This window comes from Nonomuraea sp. NPDC050328, from assembly GCF_044459405.1.
In the GTDB taxonomy this organism is placed as follows: Bacteria; Actinomycetota; Actinomycetes; order Streptosporangiales; family Streptosporangiaceae; genus Nonomuraea.
This window is the reverse complement of record NZ_JBITIW010000012.1, coordinates 37,271-53,679: the sequence shown is the minus strand read 5'-3', so window position 1 is coordinate 53,679 and position 16,409 is coordinate 37,271. Positions and strand designations below refer to the sequence as shown.

General features: G+C 72.5%; 13 protein-coding genes. 5 read left to right on the top strand and 8 right to left on the bottom strand.

Features of this window, described 5'->3' with window-relative positions; genetic code table 11:
- Genes ACIBG7_RS35595 through ureA form a run of 4 tightly spaced genes read right to left on the bottom strand, consistent with a single transcriptional unit; the run spans nt 1 to nt 5,090 of the window.
- Entirely contained in the window at nt 1–1,620 is a 1,620-nt protein-coding gene (locus ACIBG7_RS35595) for an amidohydrolase (protein ID WP_397339106.1), read from the bottom strand.
- A complete protein-coding gene (locus tag ACIBG7_RS35590) occupies nt 1,620–2,888 on the bottom strand; it encodes an MFS transporter (RefSeq protein ID WP_397339105.1) in 1,269 nt (422 codons plus the stop codon). The genes ACIBG7_RS35595 and ACIBG7_RS35590 overlap by 1 nt, the downstream gene beginning before the upstream one ends.
- A 10-nt stretch (nt 2,889–2,898) precedes the next feature.
- Complete coding sequence (locus ACIBG7_RS35585; protein ID WP_397339104.1) at nt 2,899–4,530, bottom strand: urease subunit alpha; 1,632 nt, start codon at nt 4,528–4,530, stop codon at nt 2,899–2,901.
- The gene (gene ureA / locus ACIBG7_RS35580; protein ID WP_397339103.1) at nt 4,527–5,090 is read right to left on the bottom strand and encodes an urease subunit gamma; all 564 of its coding nucleotides are present in this window, start codon (nt 5,088–5,090) and stop codon (nt 4,527–4,529) included. The genes ACIBG7_RS35585 and ureA overlap by 4 nt, the downstream gene beginning before the upstream one ends.
- A gap of 88 nt (nt 5,091–5,178) precedes the next feature.
- Here ureA and ACIBG7_RS35575 point away from each other — a divergent pair, with 88 nt between their 5' ends.
- Nucleotides 5,179–6,339 (top strand): PucR family transcriptional regulator, encoded by a 1,161-nt coding sequence (locus ACIBG7_RS35575; protein WP_397339102.1) that lies wholly within the window; start codon nt 5,179–5,181, stop codon nt 6,337–6,339.
- 25 nt (nt 6,340–6,364) lie between these two features.
- Here ACIBG7_RS35575 and ACIBG7_RS35570 read toward each other — a convergent pair whose 3' ends face one another.
- Together ACIBG7_RS35570 and ACIBG7_RS35565 are read right to left on the bottom strand one after the other, a co-directional pair.
- A complete protein-coding gene (locus ACIBG7_RS35570; RefSeq protein WP_397339101.1) occupies nt 6,365–6,748 on the bottom strand; it encodes an NAD(P)H-binding protein in 384 nt (127 codons plus the stop codon).
- A 33-nt stretch (nt 6,749–6,781) separates the two neighbouring features.
- Nucleotides 6,782–7,696: an acyl-CoA desaturase gene (locus ACIBG7_RS35565; RefSeq protein ID WP_397339100.1), complete on the bottom strand. Its 915-nt coding sequence runs from the start codon at nt 7,694–7,696 to the stop codon at nt 6,782–6,784.
- Nucleotides 7,697–7,845: 149 nt separating this feature from the next.
- Here ACIBG7_RS35565 and ACIBG7_RS35560 point away from each other — a divergent pair, with 149 nt between their 5' ends.
- The 4 genes from ACIBG7_RS35560 to ACIBG7_RS35545 are packed head-to-tail and all read left to right on the top strand — an operon-like array spanning nt 7,846 to nt 13,158.
- Nucleotides 7,846–9,141, top strand: coding sequence for a cytochrome P450 (locus ACIBG7_RS35560; protein ID WP_397339099.1), 1,296 nt, complete (start codon nt 7,846–7,848; stop codon nt 9,139–9,141).
- Nucleotides 9,142–9,178: 37 nt separating this feature from the next.
- A complete protein-coding gene (locus tag ACIBG7_RS35555) occupies nt 9,179–10,747 on the top strand; it encodes a peroxidase family protein (protein WP_397339098.1) in 1,569 nt (522 codons plus the stop codon).
- Nucleotides 10,744–12,927: a hypothetical protein gene (locus ACIBG7_RS35550; RefSeq protein WP_397339097.1), complete on the top strand. Its 2,184-nt coding sequence runs from the start codon at nt 10,744–10,746 to the stop codon at nt 12,925–12,927. The genes ACIBG7_RS35555 and ACIBG7_RS35550 overlap by 4 nt, the downstream gene beginning before the upstream one ends.
- A gap of 12 nt (nt 12,928–12,939) precedes the next feature.
- Complete coding sequence (locus ACIBG7_RS35545) at nt 12,940–13,158, top strand: hypothetical protein (RefSeq protein WP_397339096.1); 219 nt, start codon at nt 12,940–12,942, stop codon at nt 13,156–13,158.
- A gap of 468 nt (nt 13,159–13,626) precedes the next feature.
- Here the strand turns inward: ACIBG7_RS35545 and ACIBG7_RS35540 are convergent, their stop codons facing one another.
- Both ACIBG7_RS35540 and ACIBG7_RS35535 read right to left on the bottom strand, forming a co-directional pair.
- Complete coding sequence (locus ACIBG7_RS35540; RefSeq protein ID WP_397339094.1) at nt 13,627–14,733, bottom strand: ABC transporter ATP-binding protein; 1,107 nt, start codon at nt 14,731–14,733, stop codon at nt 13,627–13,629.
- A gap of 11 nt (nt 14,734–14,744) precedes the next feature.
- A complete protein-coding gene (locus tag ACIBG7_RS35535) occupies nt 14,745–16,319 on the bottom strand; it encodes an ABC transporter permease (RefSeq protein WP_397339093.1) in 1,575 nt (524 codons plus the stop codon).
- Nucleotides 16,320–16,409: the final 90 nt, after the last annotated feature.

The following is a 16,409-nucleotide window of genomic DNA, read 5'->3' as shown; positions in this document are numbered from 1 at the left end:
TCAGGCGGTGTACCCGGCCGCGTCGTGGGTGAACGCGCCGCCGACGACCGTGGCCGTCACGGTGATGTCGCGGATGCCCGCCGGATGCACCGCGAACAGGTCGTCGGACAGCACCGCGAAGTCGGCCAGCTTGCCTCGCTCCAGGCTGCCCTTGACGCCCTCCTCGAAGCTCGCGTACGCCGACCCCAGCGTGTAGGCGCGCAGCGCCTGCTCGACGGTGAGCGCCTCGTCCGGGTTGAACGGCTCGCCGGCGGCGGTCCGCTGGTTGACCAGGTCGTGCAGCCCGAGCAGCGGCGCGCCCTCCACGACCGGGCAGTCGGAGCTGCCCGGCAGTACGATCCCGGCGTCCAGGAACGAGCGCTGCCGGTAGCAACCGCGAGCGCGCGAGGGGCCGAGCGCGGCGAGCATGCCGTCGCCGATCTCGGAGATGAACCGCCCCTGCGGCACCGGGATGACCCCGAGCGCGGCGATCCGGGCGACCTGCTCGTCGCTGGTGACCGCGCAGTGCTCGATGCGGTGCCGCGCCTCCGGCCGGGGCCGGCGGGCCTGGGCCTCGGCGTAGGCGTCGAGGACCACGTCGACCGCGTGGTCGCCGATGGCGTGCGTGGCGATCTGCCAGCCGGCGTCGTGCGCGCGCAGGATGAGCTCGCGCAGCGTCCCGGCGTCCTCCTGGAGGAAGCCGCGGTTGCCCGGCTCGCCGGCGTAGTCGCAGCACATGGCGGCGGTCCGGCCGATCAGCGAGCCGTCGGAGAAGATCTTCACCGCGCCGATGCGCAGCCGTTCGTCGCCCAGGCCGGTGCCGATGCCCAGGTCGAGCCCGAACCCGTCGCCGACGGCGTGCAGGTTGGGCGAGCCGGGCATCAGCGTGGCCCGCTGCCGCAGCAGCCCCCGGCGCAGCGCCTCCTGGAAGGCCGCCACGTCGAGGGGGCCGTTGCCCACCAGGCCGTGGCCGACGCCCGGCTCGGCGAAGCTGGTCAGCCCCTCGCTCGCGGCCGCCTGGGAGGCCAGCGCGATGCCCTCGATGAACTCCTCCTGCGCGACCGGCCGCAGCACCCGGTGGGCCAGCTCCTGCGCCTGCTCGGTGAGCAGGCCGTCGGGCAGCCCGGCCGCGTCCCGGCCGACCGAACCACCGGGCACGTCGGGCACCGCGGTCAGGTCCGGGAAGCCCATGAGCGCGAAGGCCGCCGTGCTGGCCACGCCCATGTGGCCCGAGGTGTGCTGCAACCAGACCGGCCGCCCGCCGGCGGCCCGGTCCAGCGCCTCGCGGGAGGGGTGGGCGCCGAGCTTGTTCTGGTCGTAGCCCGAGCCGCGCACCCACGCGCTGGCGGGCAGCTCCGCCGCCCGCTCGGCCACCCGGGCGTAGAGCTCCTCTAGGTCGGACAGCCGCAGGTCGAGCTCGCGCAGCCGCTGCCCGCGCAGGCTGAGGTGGTGGTGGGCGTCGTTGAAGCCGGGTACGGCAGGCGCCCCGCGCAGGTCCACGACGACCTCGGCGCGCACCCCGTCGACCTCCTCGTCCAGCCCGGCGATTCGCCCGCCGAACACGCCCAGCCGGGTGGCGAAGGGCCGGCGCGGATCGAGGGTGGTGAAGCGGCCGTTGACGAACAGGGTGTCCAGCAGCATCAGACCTCCACCGCGACTCGTGCCGCCGACCTGCGCCGCAGCCCGATCACGCAGGCCATGGTGAGCAGGATGACGACCAGGTACTGGACGACCACGGCCCAGATGGTGCCGGTGGCCCCGAGCAGCGCCTGCGCGATCATGGGCGTGGTGCCGCCGATCAGCGCGCCGCAGAGCTGGTAGGCCAGGGAGATGCCGGTGTAGCGCACCCGGGCGGGGAAGGCCTCGGCCAGGAAGCCGGCCAGCGCGGCGTAGGAGGAGCCGCTGAAGACGACGCTCAGGCCGAGCCCGACCGCCGCCAGGACCGGCGAGCCGGTGCCGACCATCAGGAAGGTGATCGGCGTGCAGACGATCAGCGCGCCGAAGGCGATGAGCATGTAGCGAGCCGCGCCCATCCGCTGGCCGAGCACCGCGCCGATCGGCTGGGTGACGAACTGGGTGATCGAGACGACCAGGAGCACGTTGAGCATGGTGCTCTTGGCGATGCCCAGGTCGGTGGTCGCCCACGACAGGATGAAGGTGTTGGTGAAGTACGCCGAGGCGATGCCGACGCCGCTGGCGCCGATGCCGAGCAGGACCAGTGGCCACGCCGTACGGAAGACCTCCGCGATCGGGAGCTTGACCACCTCGCGCTGCTCGCGCATCCGCACGAACTCCGGCGACTCCTCCACCCTCAGCCGGATGACCAGGCCGATGACCACCAGCACGGCCGACAGCAGGAACGGGATGCGCCAGCCGTACGACAGGAAGGACTCCTCTGGCAGCAGGCTGACGACCGCGAAGACGCCGGTGGCCAGGATGGAACCGGCCGGGGAGCCCTGCTGGGCGAAGGCGGCGTAGAAGACGCGCTTGGGCCCGGCGTGCTCGGCCGCGATCAGCACCGCGCCGCCCCACTCGCCGCCGACCGCGATGCCCTGCACGAAGCGGAGCGTGGCCAGCAGGATCGGGGCCAGGACGCCGACGCTGGCGTAGGTGGGCAGCACGCCGACCAGCGTCGTGGCGACGCCCATCAGCAGCAGCGTGGCCACCAGCGTGCCCTTGCGGCCGATCCGGTCGCCGAGGTGACCGAAGATCACCCCGCCGAGCGGGCGGGCCAGGAAGCCGACCCAGAAGGTGGCGAAGGAGGCCATCACCCCGGCCGCCGGGCTGGCCTCGGGGAAGAACAGCCGGCCGAAGACCAGGGCGGAGGCGGTGCCGTAGATGTAGAAGTCGTACCACTCGATGGAGGTGCCGACGAAGGACGCGATTCCGGCGCCACGGGGATTGCTCATGAGGGGGGTCCTAGGCGAAGTGGTGGAGTTGGGCCAGCGGCACCCGGGTGGCGGGTTCCATGCTCACCTCGACGCCGTCGACGAGGACGGGCGCGGGTTCGCGCGGGACCACCACTGTCGGGGTCGCGGTGTTGCGGTGCATGTCGGCCCGGGTGAGGCCGCGGGAGTGGCGGATGGCCGCGTAGCGCAGGCCGCGCGGTAGCGTGTCGCGGGCGTCGGCCGAGTCGAGCGCCTCGTGGGCGACGAAGATCCGGGACAGCAGGGCGGGCGCGTCGCCGAGCCCGCCGAAGTAGGAGCGGTAGACGCGGGGCTGAGTGAGCCGGGTCGAGCCCGAGCCGCTGCCGGACACGCCGTGCGCGACGAACCCGGACTTGATCACCAGCTCCGGCTTGGTCCCGAACCAGGCCGGGTGCCACAGCACGATGTCGGCCAGGCGGCCGGGCCGCAGCGAGCCGACCTCGTGGGCCAGCCCGTGCGCGACGGCCGGGTTGACGGTGAGCTTGGCCAGGTAGCGCAGGATGCGCTCGTTGCCGGGCCGCGGGTCGAGCAGCTCGTGCAGGTGGGCGAGCTGCCAGGTGCGACGGACCGTCTCGGCGATGCGGCCCATGCCCATGGAGTCGGAGTTGACGATGCTGATCGCCCCGAGGTCGTGCAGCACGTTCTCGGCCGCGATGCCGTGGGCGCGCACCCGGCTGCGGGTCACCTCCACGTCGCTGCCGATGTGGTGGTTCTGCCGGTGCACGGTCATCGTCATCGGGAACAGCTCGCCGGCCGTGTTCGTGGTGTACGGGATGGTCGGCGTGGTCGAGGAGGGCAGCACGTGCGGCTGGCTGAGGATCTCCAGCAGGTCGGGATGGCCGCCGCCGCCCTCGACGTGGTAGGCGTGCACGGTACGGCCGCGCGTCGCGGCCACGGTGTCGGCCAGGTAGCCCGACTCGTTCATCGAGTCCGAGTGCAGCGCCACCGGCAGGTCGGCGTCCTCGGCCACGCCGAGGCAGGTGTCGATGATCCGCGGCGTCGCGCCGAAGTCCTCGTGGATCTTGAAGCCGCCCGCGCCCGCCAGCACCGCCTCCTCCAGCAGGCGCCGCGAGCTGGAGGAGCCGCGGGCCAGGAAGGCGACGTTGAGCGGCGTGCCGCGCCAGGCGGACATCAGCGTGTGCAGGTTGCGCGCCGGGTTGACGCCCACGTCCCACACCCCGCCCAGGCCCATGCCGACGACGGTGGTGACGCCGGAGGACAGCGCCGCCGGGGCGATCTCGGGCGAGGACAGGTGCACGTGCGAGTCGACGATGCCCGGCGTGGCGATCAGCCCTTCGCCGGGGACGATCGCGGTGTGCGAGTCGATGATCGCGTCGCGCACCGGCACCACGCGGCCGTCCTTGACGCCGATGTGCGTCTTGCGCACGCCGAGCACCGGGTCGATCAGCACCACGCCTGCGACGACGAGGTCCAGCGCCGACTCGCGCTCGCCGCGCGGGCGGGCCAGCAGCCCGTCGCGCAACGTCTTGCCGCAGCCGCCGAGCAGCTCGTCGCCGTGGGTGACGTCGTCGGTCTCGACCACGGCCCACAGGCCGGTGTCGCCGAGCCGTACCCGGTCACCGGTGGTGGGGCCGTAGATGGCGTTGTAGGTATCCCTGTTCATGCGCGGATCACCTGCACCTCGATGGTCTGGCCGGGCCGGAACGCGGTGGCGGTGCCCGCCGGGATGTCCAGCCGCAGGCCCGTGGGGTCGCGGTCGAAGGTCAGGGCCTCGTTGACCTCGCTCAGCGGGAAGTGCGAGGACACGAAGACGGTGAGCGGGCCGCCGTTGGTCACCACCAGCCGCTCGCGCTCGTGACCCGGGTTGATCTCGATCGGCTCGTCGGCCGTGCGCACCGCGCCGGGGCCGCCGGGCGGGGCCGGGGCGATGGGCGCGTCCACCGCGACCAGCGCGGTGCCGTTCGGGAACAGCGCCTCCACCTGGACGTGGGTGACCAGGGCGGGCACGCCTTCCATGACGTCGTCCGGTCCGAGCACCGCCTGAGCCCCGGCGACCACCTCCGCCAGCGACGCGCCGTCCCAGGCCAGTTCCAGGATCTCGTCGCAGATCAGGGCGATCGACTCGGGCGCGTTCAGCCTGCGGCCACGGGCGCGCCGCCGCCTGGCGAGCTCCGCCAGGGTGAAGATGGTGAGCCGTTCCTGCTCACGAGGCGTCAGATGCACGACCAACCTCCTTTGCACTCACCGTAAGGGCAGGTAGACGGGTAGCCAACGGCGATACAGTGCGTAAACGGCAGGTTAAATTGTGCATATGACTAACGGCGTGGTTTCCCGGCTGGCCGCTCGGACGCTGCTGCGCTACGAGGAACTCATCGAGCCGTGGCTCGCCCAGGTCCTCGCGATCGAGCCGTACGCCCAGGGGCTCGTGCCCGTGGAGGAGGTGCGCGGGGGCGCCCGGATCGTGCTCGGCCTCATCCTGCGCGAGCTGGCCGACGGGCGGCCCTCGACCGAGCTGACCGCGCACTCCGAGCGCATGGGGGAGCGGCGGGCCGGACAGGGCATGCCCCTCGACTCGCTGCTGGCCGCGGCCCGGCTGGACGCCAAGGTGTTGTGGCAGGGGCTGGTCGCCCAGGCCGACCCGGCCGACCTGACCGAGCTGCTGGAGGCCGCCTACCTGGTGTGGGAGGCGGTGGAGCGGCACAACACCGGGCTGATGACCGGCTACCAGCGGGCCGTTTTGGAGATGGGGCGGCAGCGGGAGGACGAGCGCCGCACCTGGTTCGCCCGGCTCCTGGACAACGACGGGCGCAACCCCGACGTGGTCCGCGACGCGGGGCGCATCCTGGGCTTCGACCCGGAGGCCACCTTCGTCGTCCTCGCCGCCGACCGGACGACCACCCCCGTGCCCGACCCCGGTGTCGTGTCGTTGCGAGGCGCGGCCTCCGGGCTGGGGTTGCGGCTGCACCTGCACGACTCGCCGTCCGGGGAACTGCTCGTCGTGCAGGTGCCCGCGCGGGGCGCGGCTCCCGACCTGGTCCTGCGTGCGGTGGCGGGCGTGCCGTGCGGGGTCGCGCCCCCGGTCGCGGGGCTGGCCGCGGTGCCCCACGCGGTACGGCTGGCCGCCGCCACCGCCCGGCTCGCCACGCCTGAGGGAGGGCCGCTACGACTGGAGGACGCCTGGCTCGACGTCTTCGCCCGCCAGAGCCCCGACCTGGCCGGCGAACTCGCCACCCGCGTGCTCGGCCCCCTGGCCGCCCTCGGCCAGAGCGAACGCGAGCGGCTGCTGGAAACGGTCCGCACCCACCTGGCCGGCGACGGCTCCATCGCGGGCACCGCGGCGGCGCTGTACTGCCACCGCAACACCGTCCAGCACCGGTTCGGCCGCTTCAAGGAGGTAACCGGCCGCGACGTCCGCGCCCCGGCCGACGCCGCCGTCGTCGCCCTCGCCCTCCGCGCCGCCACCTTCCTCTGACCTCACCGCCCGTCGTGAACGCGCCTTAGAGCCAGACCCCGTGCTCGTCCTCGGCGAACTGGCGCAAGGTGATCGGCTCGCGGCCCAGGAGCCGGCGCACGTCGTCGGTGACCCCGGCGGCGAGGCCGAACCGGCAGGCCAAGTACAGGGCCAGCGTGATCAGCGTCATCGGCACCGGCAGGCCGTGCCGGCGGACGTCGCCGATCTGGGGCGGGCGCATCAGGAACATGCGGTCCACGCCTCGGAAGGCGTCATGGAAGGTGGCGGGATCGGTGAAGGAGAACCGGACGTCGCCGCTCTGCCTGGGGCTGGTCGTGGCTCGCCGTACCGGCAGACCGGCCTGGACCAAGGTCTGCGCCACCTGCCGCCCGACCCGTCCGGTCGCGCCCGTGACCAGGACTTCTTCCATCTCACCACTGTAGGAACCGGCACGCCGCCGGCCTCAGCCGGGCCGGCGGTGGCCGGTCAGGCGGGACGGGTCGGGCCAGCGCACGTCGTAGGCCCAGCCGGCGCGCTCGAAGCAGCGGATCAGCCACGCGCTCGGGTCGGCCTGCCCGCGCAGGACGCCGTGCCGGGCGGAGGTCGGCTCGGCGTGGTGCCAGTTGTGCCAGCCCTCGCCGAGGGTGAGCAGGGCGACCCAGCGCACGTTGCTGGAGCGGTCGCGGGTGCGGAAGGGGCGGTCGCCGAAGGTGTGCGCCACCGAGTTCACCGACCAGGTGACGTGGTGCACGATCGCGTACCGCACGAATCCGCCCCAGAACAGGGCGGTCAGCGCCCCCGTCCACGACAGCGACCACACCCCGCCCACCACGGCCGGCAGCAGGAAGGACGCGACGACGACCAGCGGGTAGGCGGCGTCGAACCGGCGCACGTCCGGGTCGTCCAGCAGGTCGGGCACCCAGTGCCGCCGGTTGGAGCGCCGCCGGGCGGTGTAGAACCAGCCGACGTGCGCGTGCGCCATGCCGCGCAGCAGCGCCAGGCCGCTGTCGCCGTACGCCCAGGGGGAGTGCGGATCGCCCGGCTTGTCGGCGTACTTGTGGTGCCGCCGGTGCTCGGCCGCCCAGAGCGACACCGGCCCCTCGACCGCCAGCCCGCCGGCCAGCATCAGCGCGATGCGCAGCGGCCGGCGCGCCTTGAAGGCCCGATGGGTGAACAGCCGGTGGTAGCCGACCGCGATGCCGAAGATGTTCACCAGGTAGAGCACGGCCGCGATCGCCAGGTCGCGCGGCCCGACCCCCCACCCCCACGCCGCGGGCACCGCCGTCGCCAGGCCCGCCGCCGGCAGGACCACCAGGACGAGCAGATAGGAGGTTCGGCGTCCTCGAGGGACCGGCAGGGTCTCGGCGTCGCCATCCACGATCCCCGATTCAACGAGCGGCCCTGACCCGGCGTAAGTCACCCGGTGGTGATCGTTGCCTAACTCTTCGGAGTCATAACACTACATACGGCAGTCGCCGGGTCGGCTACAGAATGTCATTGATCCAGATCAGAGGGGCATGACGGCCGATGACTGCTGGCAAGACCTTCCTCGAACGGTACGGCGAAGCCGTACGCGACGACCCGCTGCGCGCGCTGGCCATGGTCCAGGGCTGGATGCGCACCGACTGGCGGGCCTTCTTCGCCGAACTGCGCACGGAGCGGCCGATCTTCGCCACGCCGGCCTTCACCGTGGTGACGCGCTACGCCGACGTGGCCGAGGTGCTGTCGCTGGAGCGGGTGTTCAGCGTCCGGGCCTTCGCGCCCCGGCTCGACGCGGCGCTCGGCGGGGCGTTCATGCTGGCCAGGGACGCCACGCCGATGAACTGGCGGGAGAAGGGGCTGATGCGGGCGCTGCTCGTCCCGGAGGACGCGACGGCGGTACGGGAGCTCGCCGGGCGGCTGGCCGAGGAGGCTCTGGACGCGGCCGAGGCCAGGAGCGGCGCCGAGCCGCGGGTCCGGGTCGAGGCGGTGCAGGAGGTGTTCCGGCACGTCGCGCTCCGGATCTGCGCCGACTACTTCGGCCTGCCGGGGCCGACCCCCGAGACGCTCGGCGGCTGGACCAGGGCGATCATCCTCGACGGGTTCGCCAACTACCACGGCGACCCGGCGGTGCGGGCGGCCTCGGAACGGGCGGGCGCGGAGCTGATGGCCTACCTGGCGGGACTGCTCGCCGAGCGGCGGAACGCCCTGGCCGACGGTGAACGGGACATCCTGTCCCGGCTGTTGCGGACCAGCCTGCCCGCCGAGCTCGGGCTGGACGAGCAGCGGCTGATGATCAACATGGCGGGGCTGCCGCTCGGCTGGGTGGAGAGCGGACCCGGGGCGATGGCCGAGGCGCTGGAGCAGCTCTTCGAGCACCCCGAGGCGCTCGCCGCGGCGGGCGAGGTGGCGGGCGAGCCGGAGCGGTTCGACCCCTACGTGTGGGAGGCGCTGCGGTTCAGCCCCTTCTTCAAGCTGCTGCCGCGGCTGTGCGAGCGCGACCATCTGCTGGCCGCGGGCACCTCGCGGGAGACGGTGATCAAGGCGGGCACCTTCGTGCTGGCCGCGCCCGCGTCGGCGATGTTCGATGCGCATGCCGTACCGGATCCTGAGGAGTTCCGCCTCGATCGGCCCGAGCACCTGCGGTTGTTCTTCGGCCTCGGCCACCACTCCTGCCTGGGCGTGCACCCGGCGGGGGCGGTCATCTGCGAGGTGGTGCGGCGGATGGTGCTGCGGCCGGGGCTGAGCCGCCTGCCCGCTCCCGAGGGGGACGTGATCCGGGTCGGCGCGGTCTTCCCCGACCGCTTCACGCTGACCTACGACCGCCAGGAGGCCCGCCGATGAGGATCAGGAGCCGCTTCGACCGCAGGGAGGTCCGCCGATGAAGGCCAGGAGCATCGCGACCGACGGGGCGGTCAACCGGCTGAGGTTCCTGGCGCTGACGCACGGCCGCCCGCTGTGGGATCTCGCCCAGCGCATCGAGCCGGTCCAGCGCCGCCTCAACGCCACGCTGATCGACCACGCCGTCCGCGAGATGCCGGCCAGGCCGGAGCCGCTGAGCACGATGGCCGCCTACACCTCCTGGACGTCGCTGACCGACCGCACCTACAGCGGCCGCCACCTGCCGCCCGCCCCGGAAAGCGCCGGCCGCCCGACCCCCGAGCAGGCCGGCACGTTGTTCGTCCGGGACGGCGAGCCGATCCTGTGCCCGCGCTCGACGGTGCTGTTCGCCTACTTCGCGCAGTGGTTCACCGACGGCTTCCTGCGCGGCGACGTCAACCTGCCGAGGGACCCGCGCCGCACCACCTCCAACCACCACATCGACCTGAACACCCTGTACGGCCTCGACGACACCGTCACCGCGGCCCTGCGCACCTTCGACGGCGGCCTGCTCAAGAGCCAGGTCCTCGACGGCGGCGAGTTCCCGCCCTTCCTGTGCGAGAACGGCCGGATCAAGCCGGAGTTCGCCGCGCTGCGGGTGCTGCGGTTCGAGGAGCTCGACGAGGAGCGGCGGGCCGGGCTGTTCGCGCTCGGCAGCGACCGGGGCAACATCCAGGTCGGCTTCACCATGCTCACCGTGCTGTTCCTGCGCGAGCACAACCGGGTCGCGCGGCTGCTGGCCGAGCGGTACCCGCACTGGGACGACGAGCGGCTCTTCCAGACCGCGCGCAACATCCTCATCGTGCTGGTCATCAAGCTGGTGGCCGAGGAGTACATCAACCACATCACGCCCTACCACTTCCGCTTCACCCTCGACCCGGCGCTCACCCGGCGGCTGGCGCACGCGCCCTGGCAGCGGGAGAACTGGGCGTCGGTGGAGTTCAACCTGGTCTACCGCTGGCACAGCCTGATCCCCGGCACGCTCGTGGTCGGCGGGCGGGAGCTGCCGCTGGGCGACACCCTGGTCGCCGGGCACCTGCTGCCGGCCGCCGGGCTGGGCCAGGCCTTCGAGGAGGCCTCCCGGCAGCGGGCGGGGCGGATCGGGCTGTTCAACACCGACCCGTCGCTGGTGCCGGTGGACGTCGCCAGCATCGCCGACTCGCGGGCGTTGCGGCTGGCGTCCTACAACGACTACCGGGCGCACTGCCGGTTGCGCCGGGTGCGCGGGTTCGAGGGGGTCACGGGGGATGCGCGGGTGCGCGGGGCGTTGCGGGAGCTCTATCGGAGCGTGGACGACCTCGATCTCTACGTGGGGTTGTTCGCGGAGGAGCCCGGCTCGCCGGAGGCCATCCTGCCGCCGCTGCTGACCAAGATCATCGCGATTGACGCGTTCTCGCAGGCGCTGACCAATCCGTTGATCGCGCCGCGGGTGTTCACCGCCGAGACCTTCTCGCCGGCCGGGATGGAGGTCATCGCGAGCACCCGGAGCCTGTCGGACCTGGTGCACCGCAACACGCCCGAGGACCCGCGGCCCCGCTTCGTCAGCATGAGCCGCCGAGGCCTGCGATGACCCCGTCGGACGGGTCCGACCTGGAGACGGGCGAGGGGGAGGCGCGATTGTTGCGGGGAGCGGCGCGGGAGCTGGCCGAGGTGGGGGTGGCGATCCACGAGGCCGCGGCCGAAGCCACCCGCGCGCTCGCGAGCACCACCCGCGGTACGGCACGCGCGCCGGTGCGGAGCTGGCGGGCGCAGCGGGCCCTGCTTCGGGCGCTGACCAGCCGCAGGGGCCTGGGGTTCGCGATCACCGGCGGCGGGCTGGGCGCCGTCACCGCCCGGCTGGGCGGGCTGCTGGGCGGGGAGAGCCTGGCCGTCCTGGTCCTGGCCACCTCGCTCCGGCTCCGGATCACCGCGGTCGCCCGGCTCCACCCCGAACTGGCCGACGACCCCCTGCTACGCCGGCTGATCGACGCCGTGGCCGCCGACCGAGACCTCGCCTCGCTCCGGGCGATGCGCGCGCTGGTGAAGGACCGGGGCGCGGTGCGGGCGCTCAGCGACCTGGCGCCGGTCTTCGGCGAGGTCCTCGCGCTCAAGGCGCTCCTCGACGAGAACCCGCTCAACGACCGGGCCGCCTGGCTGATCGCCACCGGCCAGGGGTACGCCACCGCCGACCCGATCACCGGCATCAGCAACCGCCTCGTCGCCGCCCTCGACCGCGGGCGAGGGGCGGCTCGCCGTACGGCGCCGAGGGCGGGGGAGAGGTTCAACGAGCACGGCTCGCTGCTCGCGTTCCTCACCAACATCGCCACCATCGGCACCACCGGCCGGGTCCTGATCCAGGCCGTCACCGGCCCGGACGGCGTGACCCGGCACGTCGTGCAGGCCCCGGGCATGCGGCTCGGCCGGGTGGACAACGACTCGCCGCAGGACCTGCTCGGCGCCTTCAGCAGCTCGGTGCTCGCCTCCAGCCCCTACAGCAGGGCTGTCGCCAAGGCCGTGCACGACCTCGGGCTGCCGGAGGGGGCCGAGCTGGCGCTGATCGGGCACAGCACCGGCGGCTCGGCGATCATGAACCTGGTCCAGGACCCCGCGTTCTGCGCCCGCTACCGCGTCACGCACGCCGTCGCGGTCGGCTCGCCGATCGACTTCAAACGGCCCGCCGACCCGCGCACCTGGATCGCCAGCGTCACCAACCAGCACGACATCATCCCCACGCTGGACGGCCAGGGCAGCGGCACCTGCTTCGAGCTGCACCCCGACTGGTACGTGGTCGACTACCGCGACCCCAGCCACCTGTTCCCGATCTGCCACAGCATCGGCCGCTACCTGGCCAACCTGACCGACGACCTGCCCGAGGCACGGGCCCGCATCGACGCCGCGCTCACCCTCTACCGCGGGCCGGTCACCGAATCCCGGCTGTACCGGCTCTACGACGACCCGCCGGCGCCGCCCGGCCACCCGTTCCTCACCGTCCCGACCTACCGGCGGCACGGCCTGGACCTGCCGATCACCTGCTCCCGGGGCAGCTCCGTGACCGCCTACTTCGCCGCCGACCCCGCGGTCGCCGCCGAACTCCTGGCCACGCGGGGCCTCGGTCCGGCCGTCCGGCTCGGCTGGCGGGGTCTCGGTCCCGCGGTCCGGCTCAGTTGGCGGGGCCTCGGTTCCGGCGTCCGGCTCGGCTCTCCCGCCTCGGCCGGGGCCCGCGCGGTGGTCAGCCTCTGCTTCAGCGACCACCACGACAGCAGCGCCGGGCCGTACCGGGAGCTGACCGCCGGGCTGCTCGTCCACGACCCGTGGCGGCCTCGCCGCTGGGGCGTCTGGTTCGACCTGCTGCGGCCGCCCGGCCGCCGCCGCTCCGGCACCTGCCTCCTCGGCGGCCTCACCAGCTCGCCCGAGCTCGCCGCCGCCGCCCCCGACCTCTGGGGGTACGAGCCGCACGCCTTCCCACTGCGGACCGAGACCGGCCCGGTCGTCCTGCGCGGCCCACTCGGCCCCGGCCTGCCCGTCCCCGCTCATGATCACGTGCTGTACGGCTACCGCCACGGCACGGTGCTGCGTTCGACGATCCAGGTCCGAGGCCGTACCCGCCTGCATCCCGCACCGAGGGTGCGTCTAGCCGTCGCCGCCACCGGGCACCCTCTCGCCAGGCTGCTGACCGACCTCGGCCTCCACGGCGCCCGCCCGCTGCTGTGCCTGTCCACCCCCGCGCACCAGACGCTCCGCAGCGCCGGGGCGCCCGTGCCGATCACCTGAGGAGGCCTCGCCATGAGTTCGGCAGACCGCCTGGAGGAGCAGGCCCGCGCGCTGGCCGCCTGTACCGCACGCCTGCGCCGCATCCTCGCCGACCTGGGCGAGGCCGCCCCGCCCTGGCTGAGCGTCAGCATCGACGCCCACCTCACCGCCTGCGCGGTGGCCGCCCACGACCTGACCCGGGCCGCCCACCACCTGCGCGCTCTGGACGAACCTCCGCTCAGCGGGGGATGAGCAGGGCCGACCCGTCGCGGACGGTCACCGTACCTCAGTGAACCCCGGACGGCGAGGGCAGCGCGAGCGGCCGGGCCGACGTCGAGCGCGCATGCTGTAAGAGGCCGGATCGCCCACCCCGGGCGGCAAGCGGAGTACCCGCGGCTCCTCGGACGGCCCGCTCACCTCCACCGCGGTGAGCTCCACGCCCAGGCCGTCCCCGGCCGCCTTCAGCACCGCGTCCTTCCACGCCCACCAGATGAGGAAGCCGCCCGCCACCCCAGCCCCGCCAGCGGCTAGATCATCGTCAGAGGCTCGTTACCAGCTCGAGCAAGCCAATCGATCAGCGCCGGGACGGGATGGGAAGCTCCTTCTGCCCCCATCTCTCGGCCAGCGTCACAGCTGGCCATCGGTGGGCAGGAAGCACGATCACCGCCTACGAGGCTACGTGCTTATCCGCTATGGCGTGGGCGGCGCAGCCGTAGCTGCTCAGGACCCTGGGAACACCCGGATCCTGGAAGGCTGGACCGACAGGGTGATCTCGTTCGCCAAGCCTCGCCCGGAGGTCTCGTACTCGTCGACGAAGACGTCCCGGTCGGCCACGCGCACGAGGGTGCGGGACAGCGCGCCGAGAAACTGCTGCCCGATGACCTTCCCGCTGATGCGGTTTCGGCGCTCAGCCGGATCGCCCCGCTGGCCGGGACCGGCCGGAGGCAGGCGTTTGAGGTTCTCCGGCCGCATCGACAGCAGGACCCGGTCACCCGGTTTGGGCAGGTGGGTCTGTTCCCGGGCGTCCGCCGTCACGAGCTGGCCGTCGTCCAGCACGAGTAGCAGATCATCGCCCCCGATGCTCTCGCAGCGGGCCGGCAGGAGGTTGTTGAGCCCGATGAAGTCGGCGACGAACCGATTCACCGGCTGGTGGTAGAGCTTGTCCGGCGTCGCGTACTGCTGCAGTTCCCCGCGGTCCATCACCGCCACCCGGTCGGCCATGGAGAGCGCCTCCTCCTGGTCGTGCGTGACGTAGACGGTGGTGAGCCCGAGACGCTTGTGGAGCTGCCGCAGTTCGGTGCGGAGCCGGATGCGCATCTTGGCGTCGAGGTTGGACAGCGGCTCGTCCATCAGCAGCACCTTGGGCTCGGTGACGAGGCTGCGCGCCAGCGCGACCCGCTGCTGCTGTCCGCCGGAGAGCTGGTTGGGATACCGATCTCCGAGCTGCTCCAGGGCCAGCAGCTCCAGCATCGCCTCGATCCGGCGCCGGGCCTGCTCGGCGGGCACCCGCTGCGCGCGCAAGCCGTACCCGATGTTCCTGCGCACGGTCATGTGCGGGAACAGGGCGTAGTCCTGGAACACGATCGAGGTGGGCCGCCGGTGCGGGGGCACGCCGGACAACTCGCGGCCGTCGATGGCCACCGACCCGCCATCGGGCTCGACGAAGCCCGCGATCATGCGCAGTGTCGTCGTCTTACCGCAGCCGCTCGGTCCGAGCAGGCAGACGAACTCGCCTTCGGCCATCTCCAGATGCAGGTCACGGACGGCGTGGTCGTCGCCATACCTCTTGATCAGCCCATGCAGCGCCACGTATGCGTCAGGTCCCACGAGGAGGCTCCTCACAACTCGAACAGCTTGACCCGGCCCCCGGTGAGGAGGCGGAAGAGCGCCAGCGCCGCGAACGTCACCAGCATCAGCCCGGCGGCCAGCGCGGTGGCCTCGCCCCAGTAGCCGTGCTCGGCCAGTCCCATGATCGAGACGGAGGCGAGTTGCGTCCCTGGCGAGACGAGGAAGATGACCGCGCTGAGGGTGTTGATGGACTTGACGAACGCGTAGATGAAGGCGGCGGTGAACGCCGTCCGCATCAGCGGCAACATCACGGTGCCGAACGTCCGCAGTGAGCCCGCTCCGAGATCCTGCGCGCTCTCGTCCAGGGACGGGCCGATCTGTTGCAGAGCCGATACGCCGCTGCGGTAGCCGACGGGCAGCGACCGTACGATCATCATCAGCACGACGATCAGCGCGGTCCCGGTGATCGCGATGGGCCCGGTGTGGAAGGTGATCAGCCAGGCGATGCCGATCATGGTTCCCGGGAGCGCGCCGGGCAGGACGGCGAGCATGTCCATCGCGCTTCGCCCGATCAGGGGCCGGCGTTGGATGAAGAACGCGGCGAGTACGGCGAGCACCGCGCAGCAGAAGCCCGCGATCACCGCGTAGAGCGTGCTGTTGGCCAGGTCCCCCGCCCGCAGCACCGTGTACTCGAAATGCTCCAGCGTCACACTCCAGTTCACGCCCCAGGTCTTGGTCAGCGCGCCGGCGAAGACCGAGGCGTAGGTCAGCAGCATGAAGGCCGACACCGCACTGAGCACGCCGAACAGCGTCCAGCGCACCGGTGCGGGCGTCGGTACCGGATCGAGCGTGCTCTCCTTGCCCGTCACGGTGACGTACGATCGGCGCTCCAGCCAGACGCGCTGGAACCAGAAGAACAATCCGGTCGGCACCAGCAGGGCGACGCAGAGCACAGCGGCCATGCCCGGGTCGAACACGCCGACCACCTGCTGGTAGGCCTCGACCGCGAGGACCCGGTAGGAACCGGCGACCAGCATCGGGTTCCCGAAGTCGGCCAGGACGTACATGCCGACCAGCAGCCCGGCGCTGGCCAGGCCGGGGACGGCCAGCGGCAGCGTGACGGTGCGGAAGATGCCCCACCAGTTGCGGCCCAGATCGCGACCCGCCCACTCCAGTGCGGGGCTCTGCCGCCGCAGCACGCCGCTCAGCGCGAGCACGGCCACCGGGTAGTACGCGATGGTCTGCACCGCCCACAGTCCCGGCAGGCCGTAGACGTCGAGGTTCAGCCCCAGGAGCTCGTGCGTCACCAGCCCGCGCCGGCCGAACAACAGGATCAGCGACAGGCCGATGACGAAGGGCGGGGAGACCAGCGGCAGCACCGACATCACCCGGAAGAACGCCTTGCCCGGGATGTCCGGACGGCTGAGCGCGTAGGCGAACAGGAAGCCCAGCACGGTCGCCGAGACGGTGGACAGCAGAGTCATCAGGCCGGTGTTCGCGGCGACCTGCCACAGGCGGGCACTGCCCAGGAATCGGGCCCAGTGCTCCGATTCTGGCCGCAGGAAGACGTTGACCGCCGGCCACAGGACGAAGACCACCAGTGTGCCCGCGATGACCAGGGTCATCACCAGTGTGACGGGCTCGCGGCGCAGCCGCTGAACCCATCGGCCGGCGCGACCGGACGGGGCCGGCCGTATCTGGTCCGAAAGCAGGCT